We start from the raw sequence: 21844 nt of genomic DNA, 5'->3' as shown, positions 1-21844 counted from the left end.
CAGCGGACCACTCTCGCCAGACCATCCTTCGGAACGTAGCCTGCTCTCACTCCTTTCGAAAGCAACATCATGGATCGTCTAGTCTCAATGCAGGCATTCACTCGGGTGGTGGATGTCGGCAGCTTTGCGCGCGCGGCGGAGTCGCTCGACCTCCCCAAGGCCACGCTTACCCGCCTGATTCAAAACCTGGAGACGCATCTGGGCGTCAAGCTGCTGCACCGGACCACGCGCCGCATCAGCGTGACCACCGACGGCGCCGCCTACTACGAACGCTGCGTCCGCATCCTGGCCGACGTGGAGGAAGCGGAACAGTCGCTCACACGCCACAACAACTCACCGCGCGGCACGCTTGCCGTGGATACCACCAGCGGGCTGGCGCAACTTGTGTTGATGCCTCACCTTCAGGACTTCTTCAACGCCTACCCCGAGCTCAAACTCGAGCTGACGATCAACGGCAAGCCGATCGACCTGCTCAAGGAAGGGGTGGATGTGGTGCTGCGGGTGGGCACGCTCGACGAAGCCATGGTGGCGCGCCGCATCGGCCAGGTGAAGCTCGCCTTCTACGCCTCGCCGATTTACCTGCGACGTTTTGGCGCACCCAATGACCTGACCGAACTGGCGCAGCACAAGGCCGTCAACTTCCTGTCGAACCGTACCGGCCGGGAAATGCCCTGGACATTGAGCCGTGGCGGTGAGAACAGCGAGATCCTGCTGCCCTCGGCGATCTCCACCAACGACGCCGACGTGTACCTGGGCTGCGCAGTGGAAGGCCACGGCATCGCCCGCATCTCGCGCGCCATGGCGGAGCCCTACATCCACAGCGGACGTCTGGTGGAAGTCATGACGGACTGGCACACGGAGGAGTTGCCGATATCGGCGATGTATCCCCAGAACCGGCACCTGTCTGCGAAGGTGCGCGTGTTCGTGAACTGGGCTGCGGAGATTTTTTCAAGGCATCCGCACTTTGGGGCGGCGCCGGTGCAACAGTTGGCGGCTTGAGCGATTGATTCTTGCTGGTGGGGTGCTCCCCTCTCCCGCTATTCCTTTCTCCCCTCTCCCGCTTGCGGGAGAGGGGAGCCTGACTACGGTAGTTCAGACCGCTACTTCTTCCCCACCTCCTGCAACAACCGCGTCATCAGATACAGCCGCGGCACGATCGAGTCCAGTTCCACGTACTCATCCCGCGCGTGATACCCAAAGCCGGACAGGCCGAAGCTCTCCAGCACCACCGGCTTGCCCGAGCGTCCCGCAAACCCCGCGTCAGTCCCGCCACCCGTGCCCGGAATCAGGATCAGCGAGCGGCCGTCGAGCTCCGCGTAGATACGTTGAGCCTGCGCGGCCAACTCCTTCGAACGGGCGTCGGCAACATAGGCGGGGCGGCCCTCTTCCATCGTCAGCGTGGTCTGCGTCTCCGGCACCAGACGGCTGCTGCCGATCTTCTCCTGCAGCGCTGTCTGCAGTTTCTGCGCGGCGCCGCTGGCGGTGATGCGCACGTCTCCCTGCGCGCTGGCGGTCTCCGGAATCTGGTTCAACGGGCCATCGGCCTTGGCGCGGGTCCAGTTCATCTGCGAGCCTGGCACGGACTTGGCCACGTCGCGCGTCTGCTCCATCTGATAGGCCAGTTCGATCAGCGCATTGCGGCCCAGTTCCGGCGCGGCGCCAGCATGCGAGGAACGGCCCTTGACCTGCATCGTGGCTGTAGCCGTGCCGGCTGCCGCCAGCAGCAATGATTCGGATTTGGCGATGGATTTGGCCACGTTCGGCTCGCACGAGAGTACATAGTCGTGCTGCTCTGCCAGCTTGGCGATCATCTCGCCCGAGCCGCCCGAGCCGATTTCCTCGTCCGGGTTGAATAGCACCGTGATCTGCGCGTAGTCCTTCCACCCCTGCGCCTTCAGGATATCCAGCGAATGCAGGACCACGGCAATGCCACCCTTGTCGTCGGCAATGCCCGGTCCGTAGAGCCGGTTGCCCTCCTCGCGGATCGGCTGCGTGGCGAGAATGCCTTCCGGATACACCGTATCGAGGTGGCCGATCAGCATGAAGCGGCGCTTGCCGGTGCCCTTGAACGTGGCCTTGACCATGGGCGCGCCGCTCGTCGTCTGCAGCCGCTCTACCTGGCCGCCCGCTGCCTGCAAGCGCTTTGCGGTGTAATCCGCCATGCGGTTCAGCCCCGCGATATTGGCGCTGCCAGATTCGATCAGCACCATGTCCTTGAGCGATTGCACCACAGCGGGTTGCGCAGCGCGCGCCGCATCGAGCAGCGCGGCATCGGGGCCGGCAGCCAGCGCGGCGCCGCAGGTCAGGGTCGCAGCGGCGGCAATCGCCAGGCGGCGGAGGAAGAACGGCATGGTGTCTCCTGTGTTTTTTTGGACCTCCAATGTAGCGCCTGCGCCATTCCGGGGGAAGTTGGGCGCGCGCAACAGCAAGGAAAGTCGGGACCCACCACAGGAGACACCCCCACCCCTCAACTACTCAGTGCGATGTGGTTGATGACATCCTCCACGCCATGGACGTACCATGCGTCGCGCTCCACCTGCTTGCGCGCCCCGTCGCTCGATGCGTAGCCATCCAGCACCACCACGCGGTGGTCCGCACGGATACGGATCCGCGAGGCGTCGACAAACGGGTCCGTCTCCAGCACCAGCCGCAGGGCCTCGCACAGTTCCTCGTCGCTGTCGGCCTCGGCCGGGGCCACGACGATGTCGTTGACCACGCAGCGGCAGCCACGCGACCACCATGCCAGCACGCCGGCCAGCCGCATATGCGAGAGGCTGATGACCTGCCCACTGAGCATCACCGCTCCGTCATGGACGGAGACCTCGATCCACCCCGCGCGCTCGCCCACGGCCTCGCGCACGGGCTCCAACTGTCCCTTCACCTTCGCGCAGATCTTGCAGTTGCGGAAATCGATGGCATTGAGCAGCCGCTCGCAGACCGCGGCGCGCAGGTCGCCATCGCCCACGACGGGGCCCCCGTTGGCAATACGCAGATGATCGATCACGGTGGTCACGCCGTCCACGCGGCGCAGATGGGCTACGGCCCGGGTCTTGTCGACAATGTCGGCCACTTCGCCCTCAAGAATCAGCGCACCGTCAGACAGGCGGAGGTGGATCGTGGGATGGAGTTGATGGCCCTGGTATGGCACACGCGCCAACGCGGCTCGTGCCTGTGTCAGCACCGCTTCGCTACTCATCATGATGGTTGTCTCCCCATTGGGTGTGGAGATGGTTGGGAAGCGCGCCCCTGCCTGCAAGCACGCATGGCGCGGCACGGCTTTTCACCGCCCCGCCAAGGCATTATAGGAACCGTGCGAACAACGTCGCCGCACGCAACGGGACGACCCCGCAGCGTTTGCGAAAGGTGTTTCAAACGACCGTCACGGTCACGGCGACTCCTCCGGAAATCCGCCAAATGGCCCCCGCCATCCCCCACATTCCGCCGGAAATCCGCCGCTATCCCTTGGCTGGTGCGGCTTCTGGGCAGTTGGATCGTATTCAGCGCGCCTTATGTCACACACCTGTATGGATTAAACACCGTTGAACATCGTAAGAACGGGTGCCGAGTGATGCAGTGGTCGCTACCATCGCAGCATCTGCTGCTATGGAGATCGGAATGGCACCGTCTCGCCGCTTTCGCACAGGATTTTCCCTCGCGCTGTTCGCGGTACTGTCGACCTCGCCCGGCTGGCTCAGCGCAGCCATCAAGACCACCACGTTCACCGTGCGGCTCACGCTGACCGCCGACTGCACGATTGCCGCCAGCGACCTCGACTTCGGCTCGCAGGGCGTGCTGGCCGCCAATGTCGACCAGGCTTCGACCCTCTCCGTCACCTGCAGCAACAATGCGCCATACCAGGTGGGGCTCGATGGCGGCAACACCGCCGGCAGCACCATTGCCAACCGGCTCCTGACAAACGCTGGCGCCGCCACCGTGCAGTACCAGATCTATCGCGACAGCAATCGCACGCAGGTATGGGGCAACACGCCGGGCACCGATACCCTGGACGGCACGGGCAGCGGCGCCGCGCAAACGCTCACCATGTACGGCCGCGTGCCGCCGCAGGCCACACCCGCCGCAGGCACCTACACGAGCACGGTCACCGCCACGATCAACTTCTGATGCCGCGCGTCGCCTCATGGCGGCGCCGGGCAAGGCAGGCATGGACGGCAGCACTGCTGGCCGTGGCGTGCTATTGCCTGCCGGCATCCGCTACCTCGCTGCAGATCTCGCCGGTACGGGTGGACCTTCCTGCCGGTGCCGGCGCTGCTGCGCTCACGCTGCGCAATACGGCCGACACGCCCATTCACGCACAGGTACGCGTCTTCCGCTGGACACAGGCTGACGGTGCCGATGTACTGACGGCTGCCGACGATGTCGTGGCCAGCCCGCCCATCGTACGCATCGGCGGCCAGGCCGAGCAGATGATCCGCGTGGTGCGGCCCGGCAACACGGCAACACCGGGTGAATCGGCCTACCGGCTGCTGATCGACGAACTGCCCCAACGCAACGCCCCCGCCAATCAGTCGGGCGTGCGCGTGCAGTTGCGTTACTCGGTGCCGGTGTTCGCGGGCACGCCTGTCGATGCCCCGATGCCCCGGCTGGCGCTGTCGCTGTGGCGCGACCAGGGCGACTGGTGGCTCGGCATGCGCAACAGCGGCGCACGCCACGCACGCGTGAGCGATGCCGCACTGGTCAACGGCAGCCAGCGCGTGACGCTCACGGCGGGCCTGCTCGGCTACGCGTTGCCGGGTGCGCTGCGCACGTGGAAGATCCGCGTGCCGCCCAACTTCATGCCGGGCGCAAACCTGCGCCTGGAGACCGCCATCAATGGCGAGCCGCAATCGCTGCCCGTTCTGCCGGGCCGGCCAGACCCGGGCTCATGACATGCACGCCCGCGCCATCGCCAACGTCGCGCTGCCCGCAGCGCATCGTGATGCGCCGCATCGCCGCCGCCGCGTGCATGCTGACCGCCGCACTGGGGACCAGCGCGCTCCATGCGCAGGCAATCGACAAGGTGCCCGGCCACACCGCCTACCTGGAGGTCATGGTCAACGGCGAATCGACCGGAAGCGTCGCCCGCTTCGCAGACCGCGACGGCAAACTGCTGACGCCCATCGACGAGTTGCACGACCTGGGGTTGCGCGCGGACCCAACGCTGGCCGACCCCCAGGGCATGGTGCCGCTGGACCGCCTGCCCGGCGTGGCCTATCGCTATGAACCCGCCATGCAGCGCGTGTACCTGACCGTCGACGACGCGCAGCGCATGCCCACCCAGCTTGGCGCACGCAACCGGGCGCGGCCGCCCGTGACACCGGGACGCGGCTTCGTGCTGAACTACGAAGCCTATGCGCAACCAGACTCGGGGCAGGACCTCGGCCTCTACAGCGAACAGCGCTTCTTCCATCCCGGTGGCGTGTTCAGCAATACCGGCGTGGCATCGTTCTACGGGCGGGACAGCCGCTACGTCCGGCTCGATTCGAACTGGACCCATGCGGACCCCAGCGGCATGCAATCCGTGCTGATCGGCGACATGATCACGGGCGCGCTGCCGTGGTCGCGTCCGGTGCGGCTCGGCGGCTTCCAGTGGCGCCGCAACTTCGGGCTGCGCCCCGACCTGATCACCTATCCACTGCCCGCACTGGCCGGCTCTGCCGCCGTGCCCGGCGCTGTCGATCTTTACATCAACAACGTGCGCCAGTATTCGGGGCAGGTACCGACGGGGCCGTTCGTCATCAACAACGCGCCCGCGCTGAGCGGTGCCGGCCAGGCGACCATTGTCGTGCGCGATGCATTGGGCCGTGACGTCAGCACCACGGTGCCGCTCTACGTCGATTCCCGGCTGCTCGCCACCGGCCTGTTCGACTATTCGGTCGAGGTCGGCTTCCTGCGCGACCAGTACGGTGTCGATTCGTTTCGCTATGACTCGGCACCCGCTGCAAATGGGTCCATGCGCTACGGCGTGAACGATACGCTGACCGTCGAGGGCCATGCCGAGGCCTCGCGCGGCGTGGGCATCGCAGGCGGCGGCGTGCTGTTCAAGCTGCCGGCCACGGGCGTACTGAACCTGTCTGGCAGTGTCAGTGCGGCGGGCGGCAACCAGCTCGGGCTCGGCTACCAGTGGCGCACGCCGCGTTTCAGCATCGACCTGCAGGGCACGCGCACGTTCGGCCACTACACAGACCTGGCCGCCCGTTCCGGCGCGCCGATGCCCAATGCGCTCTATCGCGCCACGGTCTCGATGCCTGTGCGGCGCAACGGCAACATCGCCGCGAGCTACATCGATCTCTCCGACCCCGTCTACGGTGCGGCGCGCATCGGCTCGCTGGCGTGGACGGCGCAATGGAGCCGGCGCCTCTCGTTCACGGCGAGCGCCTATCGCGATTTCGCGGCAGGATCTTCGTACGGCGCATCGGTTACGCTCACGTTCCTGATCGACAACAGCACCACGGCATCCGCCACCGTGGGACGCGACGATGGCAAGCCGACCATGATCGGCACCATCAGCCACGCCACGCCCTACGAGGGCGGATGGGGCTGGCAAGTGGGCGGGCAGAAGGGTGCGGGAACGTATCGCGGCTTCGCCCAGGCGAACTTCCGGGGCCGCTATGGCGATGCCTACGGCGCGGTACAGGACCTGCAGGGACGTGTGAGCACGCAGTTCGGGGCCAGCGGGTCGCTGGTGGCGATGGACGGGACCGTGCTGGCCGGACGCCGCATCGACCAGAGCTTCGCACTGGTGTCCACCGGTGGCGTGGCTGACCTGCCCGTGCTGGTGGAGAACCGCCTCATCGGCAACACCAACGGCAGTGGCCACATCCTCGTGCCGAACCTGCTGCCATACGACGCCAACCGCATCGAGATCGATGCGCTGGCCTTGCCCGTCAACACGCGGCTCAGTTCCACGCGGCTCTCGATCGCACCCGCGCTGCAGTCCGGCGCGCTGGCCACGTTCTCGATCGAGTCGTATCGCGGCGGTCAGGTGGTGCTGACGGATGCGCTGGGGCAACCCCTGCCAGCAGGCACGCCTGTCATCCATCTGGAAAGCGGCGTGCGCACGATGGTGGGCTATGACGGACTCGCGTTCTTTGAGTCGCTCAACGATGGCAACACCTTCCACGCGGAAACACCGGACGGCATCTGCACGGCACGGCTGCATTACACAGCCACTGACGATGCCCTGCCGCGTCTCGGCCCGGTGCCCTGCGAGGCAGGCACCCCATGATGCGCGCGCTCGTTCGTGCCGTGCTCGCCGTGGCGCTGCTGCTGTGCGCACCGGGCGCGTGGGCCGTCTGCACGGCCACGGCGCCATCGATGGCGTTTGGCAACTACAGCCCCGTCAGCGGCAACGTGGCCGATGTGCAGGGCACAATCACGGTGTCGTGCACGGGGCTGGCAGTGTCGGTGCGCGTGCGGGCGTGCATCAACATCGGCACGGGCGCAGCCGGGACTTCAGTCGTGCCGCGCGTGATGGCCAACGGCACGCAGACACTGAACTTCAACATCTATTCCAACAGCGAGCGCAGCCAGGTCTGGGGATCGCGCACCACAGGCGCCTCGGCGCCACCCGTGATGCTCGATTTCGGCGCGCTGCTCGGCAATGGCTCGGGTACCGCCAACTACTACGGCCGGATATTGGCCAACCAGACCGGCGTTGGCATCGGTCCCTATTCCTCGCTGTTCACTGGATTAAATGCCCAGGTCACGTATATCGAATACCTGCTGCTGCCACCCGACTGCAGCCAGATCACCGGCAACAGCATTCCCATCACGTTCACGGCCACCGCAACCGTGGTGGCCGATTGCAATATCTCGGCCACCACGCTCGACTTCGGCTCGATGGGCCTGCTCACCGCCAACCACGATGCCACAAGCCAGTTGACCGTTCAGTGCACGAAGAACGCGCCTTACTCCATCGCGCTCAATGCCGGGGGAGGCAGCGGCGCAAGTGTGGCGGCGCGTCGCATGACACGCACCGGAGGCACGCAGACCGTCGGCTATCAACTGTTCACCGATAGCAACCACACGATTCCATGGGGCGACGGCACGGGCGGCACCACCACTGTCGGCGGCACGGGCACCGGCGCGGCGGCAACGATCACCGTCTATGGCCGCGTGCCACCGCAAATCACACCCCAGCCGGGCAGCTATACCGATACCGTGACGGTCACGGTGACGTACTGAGCGCCAAGCGTGAAACACCCGGCAGTTGGTGGTGATCCCGCTTGACCCGCCCCGCCCGCACACCGACCATGGAAGCATCGCAGGCCCTTGGGATGCCCCGTCATGTGTACCAACTATGCCCCCGTGCAGTTGCGCATCCTGCGCGAGATCTTCGGCGTGGAACCGCCCCCGGGCGTGTATCCCGAGGAAACGTGGCCGGACTACACCGCCCCCATAGTGCGAGCCGGGGTCGAGGGTTCGCGCGAGGCGGCGCTCGCCACCTTCGGCATGGTGCCCCGCTCACGCATCCCACCCGGCGCCAAACGCTACGACACCACCAACGCACGCAGCGAGACCGTCGGGCAGAAACCCACCTTTGCCCCGGCATGGCGGCAGGGCCAGCTCTGCCTGATACCGGCGAGCGCGTTCTACGAATATGCCTATCCCGAGGATGGCACGCCCGAGCGACCGGGCAAAGCCGAGCGCTGGAAAATCTGGCTGCCCGACACCCCCGCCTTCGGCATCGCCGGACTCTGGCGCGCATGGCCCGACCAATCGCTCTCCTTCACGATGCTCACCGTCAACGCGGCATCGCATCCCGTCCTCAACCGCATGCACCGCCCCGGCGACGAGAAGCGCTCGGTCGTCATCGTGCCGCCTGCGGAATGGGATGCATGGCTGCAAACGCGTGATCCTGAGGTGGCACGGAGTTTTCTGAAGCTGTTTCCGGCGGAGGCGATGCGGGCGGAGGCGGCGCCGGTGGTAAGGACGAAGGGAGCAGCGTCCAAGGCAGCCGTCAGCAAAAGCGACGATGACGGCACGTTACCTCTGTTTTGACTGGCAGGTTCCAAGGGCAATCGGGAAGCCATTCGCTCATCACCCACGGCTTCCCGATGCGGCAAATGGAAACGGGCGCCCACTCCGGCGCCCTCTTTTCTACCTCACTACTTCCACGCAGCGACCATGGCAGCTTGCAACGGCTCCCCAAAACTTAGAGGCATCGCCGTATCGCCCGTACGCGGTGGCGAGAACTGAGCCATGGCGCTAACCAGATTCAGAAGCGCCCCGCTCTGCACGATCTTGCCATCCCCCGCAACAAACTTCTCGATCTGGTAGCTCTTGCTCGAGAACCAACTGTCAATTATCACCTTGTCAAAGTATACCAATTCGACATCTTCATTTCCTTTCAAAAGTCGGTTTCAAAAAACACCTTACACAAACTACCGCACCATTTAACCAAAAATAAGACGTAGTAAAAAAACCAAGCAGAACACCGCCGAACGCCAACGCCCAGCGTTGATCGTTTATTGGAAGCCACCCAAATTGATAACCGGGTTGCCACCACATAATCCATATCATCGCAAAGCAGTAAACAAACGCGAGAAGACGCACAAACAAAGGCCTCGAATTAGCTTTATTTCTCGCTTCCATCATGCTTCGATATGAACCAAAAAATACTACCGAAATGGGGTTCACTATTCCAAGCAGTAGATATGGAAGAAACAAAACTCCTGACAAAACCAAGTAGGCGGCGGTAGCAGCCGGAAATTTTGAATTCTCGATGTATCCCGAAATCGACGGTACGTTGTACGCCAGCCAAGCGCTTCTGAAATCAATACCCAGAAATTCAGAATCTGAAGGCCAATAAAATGCTATCGCCACAAGCATTAAATATGGCGCAACATACACCGCAGCAATCAAACCCCATGGCTTTTTTTCACAAAATTTATCGCTTCGCTCCCCAGCACAATTATCGTTACGCCTCATTACCCACCCCTTGATTTATCTTCAACTTTCGATGCAAGTCTCTACCAATTTGGACCGACTGCAACCTCAACTCACAAAACATCTCCTAGACCACCATAGAAACAAGGGAAACCACAGCGGAAATCAGGATTGGCGCCTTCCACTCGGCACTTGTAGCATGGGAGGGAACAAAGATGAGGTTCCCCAACGGATCTCGCTTAACTCGTCGAATCAAATACGTCGCATACAACGCGAGTGGCACTCCGCCCATGACAACAAGATTTCTCCATGCCTGCCACCTCCAATTCATCGGGTTATCCAGCAAAATAATCGCCCCATACAGGAAAAACCCACTCAATACTGCGCACAGTATCGAAACAATTTTCCCTCTTGAAGGAGCAGGAAAAAACAACCTCCAAAGAGGAATATTCACCTCATCGTCTGCGTAAAAATACATCAAAGTTGAATGAGCCAATACTGCCAAGACAATAGAGAAACTTATTAGGATTACACTATGCATACTCAACTATCGAAATTTGCCTGAAAAATCCAGGTTCATCATATACCGCGCACAAAGCCCAGCAGAATTTATATATATGCAGGACATGGTGAAAAAACTGAAAAACACCCCGCCCACTGCCAGGGCCCACCGTTTTTCATGAATGGGAATAGAATCCAACTGAAATCCAGGCTGTGCCCACATAAACCAGATTGCAAAGATGCAGAAAACAAAAGAAAGCAGACGCACCGGTAAAATCCGCGAGTTGTATTTTATTTTCCCCTCTTCGACTTTCTGATACGAACCGAAACTCATCACAGCAACAGGATCACGCAACCCCATAATCAGATAAGGCAAGGACAATAATCCGGACAGGACAAAATAGGCCGCGGTGGCAGCAGGGAAAGCTGATTGAGAGACATAACCCGAAATAGATGGCACCGCGTTGGCAAACCAGCTATCTCTGAAATCAACGCCGAGAAATCCGGAGTCAGCAGGCCAGAAGATGGCAATAGCTGCCAAAGTCAGATATGGAACAACGTAGACGGCAGTAATCAGCCGCCACAGCTTTCTCCTGTAACTTCTATCAGCGCGTCGCTCCGATTCATTCTTGAGTTCGACCATAAACCGTTCCTCGAAATTTCGACCAGTTACCTGAGAGATTGGTCGGTGCCGTCTCTACCGCTCCCTCAAACTCTCCGACCCATGCGCCATTAACGGAGAAAGGAAATACTCGATCACCCGCCTCTTTCCCGTCTTGATTTCAGCAGTCACCGCCATACCGGGTGACAATCTGACCTTGCGCCCGTCGACGAGCATTTCCGCGGTGTCGAGCCGGATACGCGATGCATAAATCAATCCGCGCTTTTCGTCGTTGATCGCATCGTCGGAGACCGACATCACGGTGCCGTTAATCGTTCCGTATTTCGTGTACTGGAATGTCTCCACTTTCACCGTGGCGGTACGGCCCGCTGCGACGAAGCCGATATCCTTGTTTTCCAGAAAGGCTTCGACTTCGATGGGGTTGTCTTTCGGGACGATGATCATCAGTGGCTGGGCTTCGGTCACGACACCGCCCACCGTATGGGCAGCAAGCTGTTGCACGGTGCCGTCGACTGGTGCCACCAGTTGCGTCAGCGTCGTTCGCATATCCGCCTTGCGGAGTTCCTGCGTCAATGCTGCGAGCTTCTGCTGGGCTTCGTGCAAGCTGTCGAGTTGCAATCGCCGGGTTTCGGCTGTGAGTGCCAATAGCTGGCTGCGCGCCTCGGCAATGGCCGCATCGATTTCATTCAACCGGCTGCGTTGTGCTGCCAGATCGGCCTCTTGTTCGATTCGCGCCTGTTCGTGCTCGTAGTAGCCGTGCTTGGATACGAAGTTCCTCGCGACGAGGTCCTTGAAGTCTCTCGCCCGCTGCTGTGCAAGTGGCACCGTCTGTTCGAGCTTGCGCACCAGTTCAAGTGTGGACTGGCGCTCTGCTTCACGGCGGCGCAGATCCGCCTGGAGCCGGGCACGGCGGGATGCGTACTCGGCGAAGTGTCCTTCCAGCAGTTGCAATGCCTCTGCGTACTCGGACTCGGGAATCCCGGCGGGATGTTCGAGCGTGGGTTGGGTGTTTCCCGTCAACGCATCCATCATGGCTCGCACGCGTCCGGCCTGGAGTGTCGCGTTCACCTGTTCTACCTGTAGCCGGCGCTGATCGGCATGCGCAGCGGTGGGATCGAGTTCGATCAGTACGTCCCCAACCCTCACTTGCTGCCCGTCATGCACATGGATGGCCACGACTTTCGCAGTCTCCAGTGGCTGAATAAGCTTGGTCCGATCGTTGGGCACGATCTTGCCCTGCGCAGTAGCCACAATGTCGATCCTGCCGAAGATGGCCCACGTCAACGCAATTACCGCAAGGCCCATCAGCAACCACATCGCCACTCGCGGCGCGGGAGACAGGGGCGTCTCGACCAGAGCCAGAGCTGCGGGCAAGAACTCGGCTTCGCCTCGCGTTCGACCGACTGGATCCAACGACTTTCGTTCACGCCATGCATGGCCGAATACACGGTTGTGCCGCGCCACCAACTCGCCGATTGCGGCAAGCTTCAGTTTGATGGCTCGCATGATCAACCCGCCTGCAAGGCGTGGAGCCGCGCGTAGTGACCGTGGGGAGTGGCAAGCAGTTCATGATGCGAACCTGTCTCCACGATCCTTCCGCGCTCCATCACGATGATCCGGTTCGCCTCGCGTACCGCAGACAGACGATGCGCGATGATCACCACCGTCCGGCCTTGACAGATAGACTTCATATTGTCCTGGATGATCCGTTCCGACTCGTAATCGAGCGCACTGGTCGCTTCGTCGAAAATCAGGATGCGTGGATTGGTGATCAGGGCACGGGCGATGGCAATACGCTGTCTTTGGCCTCCGGATAGCGTTGCGCCATGCTCGCCAACGATCGTGTCGTAGCCTTCCGGGAGTTCGGAAATGAACTCATGCGCCCCGGCCAGTCGGGCCGCGTGGATGACGGCTTCGAGCGGAGCACCCGGATCTGTCAAGCAGATGTTCTCTCGAATCGAACGCGCGAAAAGGGTGTTGTCCTGGAGCACGACGCCGATTTGGCGCCGCAGCGAAGTCGCATCGACCAGGGCGAGATCGATGCCATCCACCAGAACTCGCCCCTGCTCCGGGGTGTACATGCGCTGGATCAACTTGGTCAGCGTACTCTTGCCCGATCCCGAGTGCCCTACGACGCCAATGACCTCACCAGGCACGATCTTTAGTGACAGGTTGCGCAGCACCTCAGGCATATCCGGCCGATAACGGAACACCACCTCGTGAAGCGCTATCGCACCTTTTAGTGCTGGCATGCTGCTGCGACTGCCGACTGTTTCGGTCCGCGTGTTCAGGATGTCGCCAAGCCTTTGCAGCGATATACCTGTTTGCTGGAAGTCGGTCCACAACTGCGCCAGCCGCATGATGGGCTGGGCCACCTGGCCAGCCAGCATATTGAACGCAATCAGTTGCCCGACGGTCAGATCGCCCTCGATTACAAGCTTGGCACCGAAATACATCGTGCCAACTGTCACCAGTTTGCTGACCAGGGTGATGCCGCCATTGGCTACCGTACTGATCACCGTTGTCCGCATGCCTGCGTTGACGTACTCGGCAAGCTGGTTGTCCCATTTGCGCGTCCATTGCGGCTCCACGGCCATGGCCTTGACCGTATCGATACCGCTAACGGTTTCCACCAGGAACGCCTGATTCTCCGCACCACGATTGAATTTTTCGTGCAATCGAGCACGTAGCAGTGGCGTCCACAGCAGCGACAGCACGACATAGCACGGTAAAGAAATCAGGACGATCAGCGTCAGCCAGCCGCTGTAATAGAACATCACCGCCAGAAATACGATCGAGAACAGCAGGTCCAGCACAACCGTAATGGAATTCCCTGTCAGGAAACTGCGAATGTTCTCCAGTTCTCGCACCCGGGCAACAGAGTCTCCGACACGACGTGCCTGGAAATAGCTCATTGGCAAGGCCAACAGATGGCGGAACAGTTTGGCGCCGAGTTCAACGTCGATGCGGCTTGTCGTATGCGCAAACACATACGTTCGCAAGGCAGACAGGATCACGTCAAACACAACCACGACAAGCAGGCCGGAAGCAATCACGTCAAGGGTGGTCAGCCCTCGGTGTACCAGCACCTTGTCCATGACCACCTGGAAGAACAGTGGAGTGACCAAGGCGAATAGTTGCAAGGCCAGAGAAACAACTACCACTTCAACAAACAGTCGCCGATATTTGATGACCGCAGGAATAAACCATGTGAAATCGAATTTGCTCAATTCGGCAGCCAACGATGCGCGCGACGCAAGAACAACCAATTCCCCCGTCCACCACTCAGAAAACGTTGCGACATCTCGAATTCCGGGACGGTGCGCGCTCGGGTCATGAATCAAACACTTGCCCTCGTCGACGCGTGCTAACACGACGAAGGAACCATCCCGCCCGACCGCAATGGCAGGGAGCGCGGCCTTAGACAGCCGGTCCGCCCGGATACGCGTCGACCTGGCGGACATGCCGAGATGACGCGCTGCGAGAATCAATTCTGACGTCGAGAGCCGCTCCGCTGCTCGAAACTGATGTGCAATCTGATCGGATTCCACCGGGATGGAGTGGAAGCGAGCGATCAGGCAGAGTGATTCCAGACCGGTGTCCGATTGCGCCGCACCCGCGTCCTCATTGCTTTCTCCGAACGAGACCGGAAGCGAGGATTCTTGCCTCATGACTCTTGTCTGATTTTTGTGCCCATTGTCCCAGTGACCTACGGCGAACGCGGTGCACTATTTCACACAAGAAAATGTTATTCAATATTCACAATGTGATTTACATCAATATTCAATAATTTTAAATAAGTAATATTAAATACAGAATTAGATTTCACTTGATTTGATAGTATTTATACGATTATTGGAACGCAGTCGTAGTAATGCGGCCGCTTTTGCCCACACACGCGAGTTCTACTAGGTAGGAAAAATCGGAGCTTGCGGAAAGAGCGGGACGGTTGAAAGCAGCAAGGGACACCGCCGTGGCCTGCCGCCGTCCTGCCACACAGCGCAGTAGATCGGAAGCTTCCATTCATCACCCGCAGCCCCCACTTGGGTGATGCCTTCGCCCCACCAATAGAGGGTGTTTTCTGCAGGAATCGCCACCCATACTGACCGGCCACCGGCCATCAGAGCCGCATCCACTCAGGTCAGAACAATGAATGCTGTCTCTTTTGTCGGATACGTCCTCGCATTTCTCGCCGTCATCATCGTCGCGGCACGGTGGATTTACCGCCACCATCCCGCGCTGCGCGAGTTCGATCCCGCGCCGCCGGACCGTGCCGCCAACGATGTGAAATCGGCTTCGGGTTGCGCTTCCTCAGACTGAGCGCCCGAAACTTCACGCCCTTGGGGAACTGCGGCCCCTCCCCGCTGCCTGACTAACTTGCGCCCGCGCCCTGCGGGTTCTACGCTCGCGCCCGCGAGTGACAATAACAAGCAAGGAATCAAGAGCAATGGCAACTTCCAACAAGCTGCCGGCGTGGACCGTCTGGTCTCCGCTGGCCGCCTGGGTCGCATTTGGCCTGGGCATTCTTCTGACGGGTCAGGGATGGACGGTGGCGCTGATGGCTACCGCGTTGGCCGGGGCAGTATTTTCCGCAGTGCACCATGCCGAGGTCGTGGCGCACAAGGTAGGCGAGCCATTCGGCACGCTGGTGCTGGCGATTGCCGTGACGGTGATCGAGGTGGCGCTGATCGTATCGGTGATGTTGTCGTCCGGCCCCGAGAAAGCGGGACTGGCGCGAGACACCGTGTTCGCCGCCGTGATGATCATCTGCAATGGCATCGTGGGGGTGTGCCTGTTTGTCGGCGCGCTGCATCATCGCGAGCAGGCGTTCCAGGCGCCGGGTGCCAACGCCGCCATGGCGATTCTCGTCACGCTGCTTGGCCTGACAATGGTCCTGCCCAACTTCACCAGCACCACGCCGGGTCCGGTGCTGTCTTCCTCGCAGTTGATTTTTGCCGGCGTGATGTCGCTGGTGTTGTATGGCTGCTTCGTCTTTGTGCAGACCATTCGTCATCGCGATTACTTTCTCGTGGAAGGCAGCCGCGACGAGAACGTGCATGCGCCGCCCCCGCCCGGCAAGGTGGCGGCCGTCAGTGCAGTGCTGCTGATCGTGTGCCTGGTGGCCGTGGTGGCCCTGGCCAAGATGCTGTCGCCATCGGTAGAGCGCGCCGTGTTAGACGCGGGCCTGCCGCCCGCCGTGGTGGGCGTGGTGATTGCCGCGCTGGTGCTGCTGCCCGAGGGGCTCGCCGCCCTGCGCGCCGCGCGCGCCGACCGCATCCAGACTAGCCTGAACCTGGCGCTGGGGTCTGCACTGGCCAGTATCGGTTTGACGATTCCTACGGTGGCCGCAGTCTTCGTGTTTCTCGGCCGACCGCTGGAACTGGGGCTTGGCGCGAAGGAAATGGTACTGCTGTTCCTGACGATGATCGTCGCGTCACTGACCCTGGGGATGGGCCGCACGACGATCCTGCAGGGGGTGGTGCATCTGGTGATTTTTGCGGCGTATTTGTTTTTGACGGTGGTGCCTTGATCCACTCCCTATGACTTGACTCCCCCCTCCTGCGAAGTGGGAGAGGGGTTGGGGGTGAGGGCCGGCGGTGCAAATTTTGATGTGATCGGCAAGCAGAGCCTCTTGCCCTCTCCCCCTGCCCCTCTCCCGCGTGCGGGAGAGGGGAGAAAACAATCAGTGGGAGAGAAGTCGCTTTAATCCGCCCGAATCCCCTTCTCCTTGATCAGTGCGCCCCACTTGACCGTTTCCTTGGCCAGATGGTCCTTCAACTGGGCCGGGGTGCTGCCGATCGGTTCTGCGCCGATGCCGGCCAGCTTCTGCTGCACAGCGGGCTTTTTCAGGGCATCCACCATTGCGCGATTCAACGTGTCGATGATGGGCTGCGGCGTTTTCGCGGGCACGAATGCCGCGAACCACGGGGACAGTTCGTAGCCTGGCACACCCGCCTCGGCCACGGTCGGGACGTTCGGCAACGCCGTCGAGCGCTTGCTCGTGGTCACGGCGATGGGCGTCAGCTTGCCGCTGTCGATATGGGGCTTGGCCGAGGTGATGCTGTCGAACATGTAGTCCACCTGCCCGCCGAGCAGATCGGTAATGGCCGGGCCCGATCCCTTGTACGGAATATGCAGCAGGTCTACCTGCGCCATGGACGTGAACAGCTCCCCGGCGAGGTGGATCGACGTGCCGTTGCCGGCCGATGCATAGGTGTATTTGCCGGGCTTGGCTTTCGCATTGGCGATGACCTCGGCCACGGTTTTCGCGGAGGTCTTCGCCTTGTTGGTCACCAGCACGTTAGGCACCACGGCCAGCAGCGAGACCGGCGCGAAATCCTTGACCGGGTCATAGGCCAGCTTGCCATACAGTGCCGGATTCACCGCCATGCCGTTGGCGACGATGATGATCGTGTAGCCGTCCGCAGGCGAACGCGCCACCAGTTCGGCGCCGATGTTGCCGCCAGCTCCCGGCCGATTCTCCACGACGATAGCCTGGCCCAGTGTCTTCGACATGTCTTCCCCCAGCGTGCGCGCGATGTTGTCCATCGCGCCGCCGGCCGGAAACGGCACCACCCAGCGGATAGGATGATCGGGATAGGCAGCGTGGGCCGGTGCGGCAGCCGCGAACAGCAGCGATGCGGCAATGGCGAATGTGTGCAGCGATTTCATCTTGTCTCCGTTCCTTGTTGCTTTGTTCTGTCAGCGGCTCAGGCGCGGCGATAGTGCCTGAGCTTGTCTTCGTCGATGTCGAGTCCCAACCCCGGCCCAGTGGGCAGGTGCAGTGCGAAGTCGCGATACACGGGACGCTCGGTCACGATATCGTCCTTCACCAGTAGCGGCCCGAACAATTCGGTGCCCCATGCCAGTTGTGGCAGCGTGCAGAAGCCGTGCGCGGCAGCAATGGTGCCCACCGCGCCTTCGAGCATCGTGCCGCCATAGAGCGCGATGCCCGCCGCCTCGCCCACGGCCGCCGTGCGCAGCATGCCGAAGATGCCGCCGGACTTGGCGATCTTCAGCGCGAAGACGTCGGCGGCGCCGAGCCGCGCCAGTTCCATCGCATCGGCCGGGCCAGTCACGGACTCGTCGGCCATGATCGGCACCACAAAGCGCTGGGACAATCGCGCCAGCGCAGCGGGATGGTCGCGTGGCGTGGGTTGCTCGATCAGGTCGATGCCAGCCGCTTCGAGCATCGCGATGCCCGTGGCCGCATCGGCCTCGTTCCATGCCTGATTCACGTCCACGGTCACGCGGGCACGATCGCCCAGCGCCCGCTTGATCGCCGAGACGTGCGCTACATCGTCACGCACGCTGCGCCGGCCGATCTTGAGCTTGAAGGTGTTGTGGCGACGCTCCGCCAGAAAGCGCTCGGCCTCCTCGATATCGCGGCCCGTATCGCCACTGGCCAATGTCCAGAGTACCGGCAAGGTCTCGCGCACCGCGCCGCCCAGCAGCGTGACCAGCGGCACGCCAAGGCGCTTGCCTTGCGCGTCAAGCATGGCTGATTCCAGCGCCGATTTCGCGAACCGGTTGCCGCGCGCCACCTTGTTCAGTCGTGCCATCGCACCGTGTACGTTGGCGGCGTCCTCGCCCACCAGTGCGGGCGCCAGGTAGGTGTCGATGGTCAGCTTGATGCCTTCCGGACTCTCGTCGCCATAGGACAAGCCGCCAATCGTCGTGGCCTCGCCGATCCCCTCCACCCCGTCGCTGCAGCGCATGCGCACGATGACCAGCGTCTGCTGCTGCATCGTGGCCATGGCCAACTGGTGCGCCCGGATCGTGGGCAGGTCCACCAGGATGGCCTCAATGGAAGAAATCGTCGTGGTCATACTTTTTCCATACGGATTCGTTGTGCAGTCGAGTATGGCCGTTGACGCAATGGGTGTCCAAGACCGATGATGTCTCGATTGATACCTGCAGGGTATAGATCGAAGGGAAGGAGCAAGGGATATGGAACTCCGTCATCTGCGCTATTTCCAGGCGGTGGCACAGGAACTCAATGTGACGCGTGCGGCGGAAAGACTGCACATGGCACAGCCGCCGCTATCGCGGCAGATCCGGCAATTCGAGGAAGAAATCGGCGTGGCGCTGTTCGACCGTATCGGGCGCGGGCTGCGGCTGACGGAGGCCGGGCGTTTCCTGCTGGAGCAGTCGTTGCAACTGACGCAGCGACTCGAAGAGACGCTCGACGGCACGCGGCGCATTGGCCGCAATGAGAAGCGCTGGTTCGGGATCGGCTTCGTGCCGTCGGTGTTGTATGGCGTTCTGCCTGACCTGATCCGGGAATTGCGCGGCGATGACAGTGGCATGGAGGTCGGCCTGACCGAGATGATTACCGTGCAGCAACTCGACGCGCTCAAATCCGGCCGCATCGACCTCGCCTTCGGCCGCCTGACTTTCAGTGATCCGGCCATCGTCCAGGAGGTGGTGATGGCCGAGGCGCTAGTGGCCGCCATGCCCGCCACGGCGGCGGCACCAGCCGGGCCCTTCGATGCCGAGACCTTGGCGCGGCAGCCGCTGATCCTCTATCCCGCCCGGCCCCGGCCGAGCTACGCGGATCACGTGCTATCGCTGTTCCGCGCGCAGGGGCTGCAGCCGAAAATCGTGCAGGAAGCCAATGAATTGCAGACTGCGCTGGGACTCGTCGCAGCCGGGCTGGGTATCACGCTGGTGCCGGCCTCGGTGCAACGGTTGCACCGGGACGACGTGCGTTACGTGCCGATTGATGCGCCGGGTTTTGTCTCGCCCGTGATCATGAGTTACCGGGCCGGCGACACTTCGGCCCATCTGGAGCGGGCCATCGCCTGGGTGCGCTCGCGGACGGGCGCTGCCTGACGGGAATCAGGCCGACACGATCTTCGATTTCGACTTCAGTTTCGCGGCCACCTTGGCCGCATCCTTGCGGCGCCCATACCAGCCGCCCACCAGCAGCAGCACGGCCACGGCGACGATGTCCCCGGTCAGCGCCACCGGTCGCGTGGGCCTTCCGCCAGCAAACCCATAGGTCAGTCCTTCGATCCCCACCGAGACCACGGCGCCCAGCACGAAGCAGAACAGGCTGTGCCGCCCGATCTGGACCACCGGGCCCATGAATCGCGCGAGCCGCTCCACCCATCCCGCGCGCACGGCCAGATAGACCAGCCATGCCAGGCCAAGGAAGCTGACCACGCGCAGCGCGGCAAGACTCTGCTTCGGCAGCGGGAAGACCATCGTCGGCACCCATGCGGGCAGCCAGGCTTCATAGACGTGGGGACGCATCCAGAGGTAGGCGGCGGCCATGCACACCAGCGCCACCACCACGGCACCGCCCGTGAAAGCGCGACGCACGATGGTCTGCTGCGGCAGGATGAAATCCGGACGCAGGCGTGCCAACAACCCCATGGCGAACATCAATTGCCAGGCGAAAGGGTTGAAGCTCCAGCCGCGCGGCTCGCTGCTCGGCAGCAGCGGCAACAGCGCCGGCGACATCAGCCAGAGCGCGACACTGCCGCAGATAAATGCCAGCGGCTGCGCACGTGCCCAACGAATGGCGAGCGGCGCCACGCCGATGAACACGGCGTACATCGGCAATACATCGGAAACAAAAGGCTGGCGCGCCAGGCCGATTACCTGCAAGACCGTGGCGATTGGCTGGGCCATGAAGTCGGGCGCTTCGGTGGCACGCACGGCGGGGGCCGGCACCTTGCAGAGCGCGAGCACCAGACCGAACAGCAGCATCAGCACGCCGGTCAGCACGAACGCCTTGTAGATTTCCCAGCTACGGCGGCGCAGGCGCTTGCGCGCGGCGCTGGCACCGTCGCGGGCTTCCATCGCCAGATAGGCGGCGCCGGCCGAATAGCCGGCCAGGAAGACGAACACCTCGGCAGCGTCGAAGAGCTGGAAATTGCGGATCGTATAGTCGGCCAGCACACTGCCGTTGACGTGATCGACCACGATGAAGAGCAGCGCGATGCCGCGAATCAGATCGATCTCGGTGCGCCGGGCGTTGTTGAGTGCATTCACTGGAGCATCCCGAACGTCGCCGGCGCGACAAAAATGGGGCGGCCGGCAACTGAGAGACGCATTTTAACGCGGCATCAGGGTTTACCTTGTATGGCTATGTTTCAGCGCGTTACGCCGTCCTTACAAGGAGACGTATGCGGCATGCAGACGCGCCAATGTGCGCCGTCCGGCATCCACGACCGACGCATCGTGTGTGGTTTGCGCGCGAATGATCATGCCTTCGATGCAGAGAATGGCTTCCGCTGCCACGGCCTCGCACTCGGCCAGCCCCAGTTCCGCCGCGATGTCGCGGGCGAAATCCTGCAGCGACGCCTTGTGCGATACCGACTGCTCCAGCAGTCGCGGATCGTCACCCGCCCCGCTGCCCGTCTCGGCCACCATATTGATAAAGGCGCAACCGCGATAGTCGTCTGTAGCGAACCACTCGCCCAATGTATCGGCGAACACATCGAGATTGGGCCTTTGTGCGAGGCGGCTGCGCACGCCGGCCTCGAACCATGTCATCCACTGATCGTGCCGTCGCTGAAGATACTCGAGGATCAGGTCGTTCTTCGACGGGAAATGCCGATACAGCGACATCTTGGCGACGCCGGACTCGGCGATGATCCGGTCGATGCCGGTGGCGCGGTAGCCCTGGCTGTAGAAAAGCCGGGCGGCGGTATCGAGAATGCGATCGCGGGCGGATGGGGTGGTCATGGAGGGGATTATAGTAGACAGGTCTGTATTGTTGTATCTCCACCTGCCTGTTTGCTCCCCTCTCCCGCACCGCGGGAGAGGGGTCGGGGGAGAGGGCCAGCGGTTCTAATTGCGTTATCGGCAAGCAGAGCTGCC

The 21844-nt window shown here is 62.1% G+C and carries 19 protein-coding genes; 9 read left to right on the top strand and 10 right to left on the bottom strand.

What is annotated here, in order from left to right; genetic code table 11:
* Positions 1-69: 69 nt before the first annotated feature.
* Positions 70-999, top strand: coding sequence for a LysR family transcriptional regulator (locus ABDB81_RS12055; protein ID WP_160473535.1), 930 nt, complete (start codon positions 70-72; stop codon positions 997-999).
* Positions 1000-1100: 101 nt separating this feature from the next.
* Here ABDB81_RS12055 and ABDB81_RS12050 read toward each other — a convergent pair whose 3' ends face one another.
* Both ABDB81_RS12050 and ABDB81_RS12045 read right to left on the bottom strand, forming a co-directional pair.
* Complete coding sequence (locus ABDB81_RS12050) at positions 1101-2351, bottom strand: M20/M25/M40 family metallo-hydrolase (RefSeq protein ID WP_346811295.1); 1251 nt, start codon at positions 2349-2351, stop codon at positions 1101-1103.
* A 116-nt stretch (positions 2352-2467) separates the two neighbouring features.
* On the bottom strand, positions 2468-3199 hold the full coding sequence (locus ABDB81_RS12045; protein ID WP_137927308.1) for a BON domain-containing protein: 732 nt from the start codon (positions 3197-3199) through the stop codon (positions 2468-2470).
* A 416-nt stretch (positions 3200-3615) separates the two neighbouring features.
* Here ABDB81_RS12045 and ABDB81_RS12040 point away from each other — a divergent pair, with 416 nt between their 5' ends.
* The 5 genes from ABDB81_RS12040 (at position 3616) to ABDB81_RS12020 (ending at position 9000) form a co-directional block, all read left to right on the top strand.
* Positions 3616-4122: a spore coat U domain-containing protein gene (locus ABDB81_RS12040; RefSeq protein WP_137927309.1), complete on the top strand. Its 507-nt coding sequence runs from the start codon at positions 3616-3618 to the stop codon at positions 4120-4122.
* Positions 4122-4886 (top strand): molecular chaperone, encoded by a 765-nt coding sequence (locus ABDB81_RS12035; RefSeq protein ID WP_346811293.1) that lies wholly within the window; start codon positions 4122-4124, stop codon positions 4884-4886. The genes ABDB81_RS12040 and ABDB81_RS12035 overlap by 1 nt, the downstream gene beginning before the upstream one ends.
* Positions 4883-7225 carry a fimbria/pilus outer membrane usher protein gene (locus tag ABDB81_RS12030; protein WP_346811292.1) on the top strand — a complete coding sequence of 781 codons (2343 nt, stop codon included), beginning with the start codon at positions 4883-4885 and terminating at the stop codon, positions 7223-7225. The genes ABDB81_RS12035 and ABDB81_RS12030 overlap by 4 nt, the downstream gene beginning before the upstream one ends.
* Positions 7222-8184 (top strand): spore coat U domain-containing protein, encoded by a 963-nt coding sequence (locus tag ABDB81_RS12025; protein WP_346811291.1) that lies wholly within the window; start codon positions 7222-7224, stop codon positions 8182-8184. The genes ABDB81_RS12030 and ABDB81_RS12025 overlap by 4 nt, the downstream gene beginning before the upstream one ends.
* Positions 8185-8286: 102 nt before the next feature.
* Positions 8287-9000 carry an SOS response-associated peptidase family protein gene (locus ABDB81_RS12020; RefSeq protein WP_346811290.1) on the top strand — a complete coding sequence of 238 codons (714 nt, stop codon included), beginning with the start codon at positions 8287-8289 and terminating at the stop codon, positions 8998-9000.
* A gap of 339 nt (positions 9001-9339) precedes the next feature.
* Here the strand turns inward: ABDB81_RS12020 and ABDB81_RS12015 are convergent, their stop codons facing one another.
* From ABDB81_RS12015 to ABDB81_RS12000, 4 genes are all read right to left on the bottom strand, one after another.
* Positions 9340-9930, bottom strand: a complete 591-nt coding sequence (locus ABDB81_RS12015) for a hypothetical protein (RefSeq protein ID WP_346811289.1) — start codon at positions 9928-9930, stop codon at positions 9340-9342.
* 505 nt (positions 9931-10435) lie between these two features.
* The gene (locus ABDB81_RS12010; RefSeq protein WP_346811287.1) at positions 10436-11032 is read right to left on the bottom strand and encodes a hypothetical protein; all 597 of its coding nucleotides are present in this window, start codon (positions 11030-11032) and stop codon (positions 10436-10438) included.
* Between the two features lie 54 nt (positions 11033-11086).
* Positions 11087-12517: an HlyD family type I secretion periplasmic adaptor subunit gene (locus tag ABDB81_RS12005; RefSeq protein WP_346811286.1), complete on the bottom strand. Its 1431-nt coding sequence runs from the start codon at positions 12515-12517 to the stop codon at positions 11087-11089.
* Positions 12518-12519: 2 nt separating this feature from the next.
* Positions 12520-14682, bottom strand: coding sequence for a type I secretion system permease/ATPase (locus ABDB81_RS12000; protein WP_346811284.1), 2163 nt, complete (start codon positions 14680-14682; stop codon positions 12520-12522).
* 478 nt (positions 14683-15160) lie between these two features.
* Between ABDB81_RS12000 and ABDB81_RS11995 the strand changes: the two genes are divergently transcribed.
* Both ABDB81_RS11995 and ABDB81_RS11990 read left to right on the top strand, forming a co-directional pair.
* On the top strand, positions 15161-15331 hold the full coding sequence (locus ABDB81_RS11995) for a hypothetical protein (protein ID WP_171020486.1): 171 nt from the start codon (positions 15161-15163) through the stop codon (positions 15329-15331).
* Between the two features lie 127 nt (positions 15332-15458).
* On the top strand, positions 15459-16541 hold the full coding sequence (locus ABDB81_RS11990; protein WP_137927316.1) for an ionic transporter y4hA: 1083 nt from the start codon (positions 15459-15461) through the stop codon (positions 16539-16541).
* Positions 16542-16714: 173 nt separating this feature from the next.
* On the opposite strand, the gene ABDB81_RS11985 is transcribed toward ABDB81_RS11990, so the two are convergent.
* Both ABDB81_RS11985 and ABDB81_RS11980 read right to left on the bottom strand, forming a co-directional pair.
* Complete coding sequence (locus tag ABDB81_RS11985) at positions 16715-17683, bottom strand: tripartite tricarboxylate transporter substrate binding protein (RefSeq protein WP_346811282.1); 969 nt, start codon at positions 17681-17683, stop codon at positions 16715-16717.
* A 38-nt stretch (positions 17684-17721) separates the two neighbouring features.
* Positions 17722-18840 (bottom strand): muconate/chloromuconate family cycloisomerase, encoded by a 1119-nt coding sequence (locus ABDB81_RS11980; protein WP_160473525.1) that lies wholly within the window; start codon positions 18838-18840, stop codon positions 17722-17724.
* A 121-nt stretch (positions 18841-18961) separates the two neighbouring features.
* Here ABDB81_RS11980 and ABDB81_RS11975 point away from each other — a divergent pair, with 121 nt between their 5' ends.
* On the top strand, positions 18962-19846 hold the full coding sequence (locus tag ABDB81_RS11975) for a LysR family transcriptional regulator (protein WP_346811281.1): 885 nt from the start codon (positions 18962-18964) through the stop codon (positions 19844-19846).
* A gap of 6 nt (positions 19847-19852) precedes the next feature.
* Here ABDB81_RS11975 and ABDB81_RS11970 read toward each other — a convergent pair whose 3' ends face one another.
* Entirely contained in the window at positions 19853-21013 is a 1161-nt protein-coding gene (locus ABDB81_RS11970; RefSeq protein ID WP_346811279.1) for an OpgC domain-containing protein, read from the bottom strand.
* Between the two features lie 120 nt (positions 21014-21133).
* Positions 21134-21709 (bottom strand): helix-turn-helix domain-containing protein, encoded by a 576-nt coding sequence (locus tag ABDB81_RS11965; RefSeq protein ID WP_346811277.1) that lies wholly within the window; start codon positions 21707-21709, stop codon positions 21134-21136.
* Positions 21710-21844 lie beyond the last annotated feature (135 nt).

Origin of the sequence: Cupriavidus sp. DL-D2 (genome assembly GCF_039710735.1) — a bacterium.
Classification (GTDB): Bacteria; Pseudomonadota; Gammaproteobacteria; order Burkholderiales; family Burkholderiaceae; genus Cupriavidus.
Note: the sequence above shows the minus strand (reverse complement) of the source record. Positions and strands in the feature narration are given on the sequence as shown.

Bases quoted from the DNA above. Each gene is read 5' to 3' on its own strand.
- ABDB81_RS12055 (WP_160473535.1), top strand. From the start codon at position 70: ATGGATCGTCTAGTCTCAATGCAGGCATTCACTCGGGTGGTGGATGTC.
- ABDB81_RS12050 (WP_346811295.1), bottom strand. From the start codon at position 2,351: ATGCCGTTCTTCCTCCGCCGCCTGGCGATTGCCGCCGCTGCGACCCTG.
- ABDB81_RS12045 (WP_137927308.1), bottom strand. From the start codon at position 3,199: ATGATGAGTAGCGAAGCGGTGCTGACACAGGCACGAGCCGCGTTGGCG.
- ABDB81_RS12040 (WP_137927309.1), top strand. From the start codon at position 3,616: ATGGCACCGTCTCGCCGCTTTCGCACAGGATTTTCCCTCGCGCTGTTC.
- ABDB81_RS12035 (WP_346811293.1), top strand. From the start codon at position 4,122: ATGCCGCGCGTCGCCTCATGGCGGCGCCGGGCAAGGCAGGCATGGACG.
- ABDB81_RS12030 (WP_346811292.1), top strand. From the start codon at position 4,883: ATGACATGCACGCCCGCGCCATCGCCAACGTCGCGCTGCCCGCAGCGC.
- ABDB81_RS12025 (WP_346811291.1), top strand. From the start codon at position 7,222: ATGATGCGCGCGCTCGTTCGTGCCGTGCTCGCCGTGGCGCTGCTGCTG.
- ABDB81_RS12020 (WP_346811290.1), top strand. From the start codon at position 8,287: ATGTGTACCAACTATGCCCCCGTGCAGTTGCGCATCCTGCGCGAGATC.
- ABDB81_RS12015 (WP_346811289.1), bottom strand. From the start codon at position 9,930: ATGAGGCGTAACGATAATTGTGCTGGGGAGCGAAGCGATAAATTTTGT.
- ABDB81_RS12010 (WP_346811287.1), bottom strand. From the start codon at position 11,032: ATGGTCGAACTCAAGAATGAATCGGAGCGACGCGCTGATAGAAGTTAC.
- ABDB81_RS12005 (WP_346811286.1), bottom strand. From the start codon at position 12,517: ATGCGAGCCATCAAACTGAAGCTTGCCGCAATCGGCGAGTTGGTGGCG.
- ABDB81_RS12000 (WP_346811284.1), bottom strand. From the start codon at position 14,682: ATGAGGCAAGAATCCTCGCTTCCGGTCTCGTTCGGAGAAAGCAATGAG.
- ABDB81_RS11995 (WP_171020486.1), top strand. From the start codon at position 15,161: ATGAATGCTGTCTCTTTTGTCGGATACGTCCTCGCATTTCTCGCCGTC.
- ABDB81_RS11990 (WP_137927316.1), top strand. From the start codon at position 15,459: ATGGCAACTTCCAACAAGCTGCCGGCGTGGACCGTCTGGTCTCCGCTG.
- ABDB81_RS11985 (WP_346811282.1), bottom strand. From the start codon at position 17,683: ATGAAATCGCTGCACACATTCGCCATTGCCGCATCGCTGCTGTTCGCG.
- ABDB81_RS11980 (WP_160473525.1), bottom strand. From the start codon at position 18,840: ATGACCACGACGATTTCTTCCATTGAGGCCATCCTGGTGGACCTGCCC.
- ABDB81_RS11975 (WP_346811281.1), top strand. From the start codon at position 18,962: ATGGAACTCCGTCATCTGCGCTATTTCCAGGCGGTGGCACAGGAACTC.
- ABDB81_RS11965 (WP_346811277.1), bottom strand. From the start codon at position 21,709: ATGACCACCCCATCCGCCCGCGATCGCATTCTCGATACCGCCGCCCGG.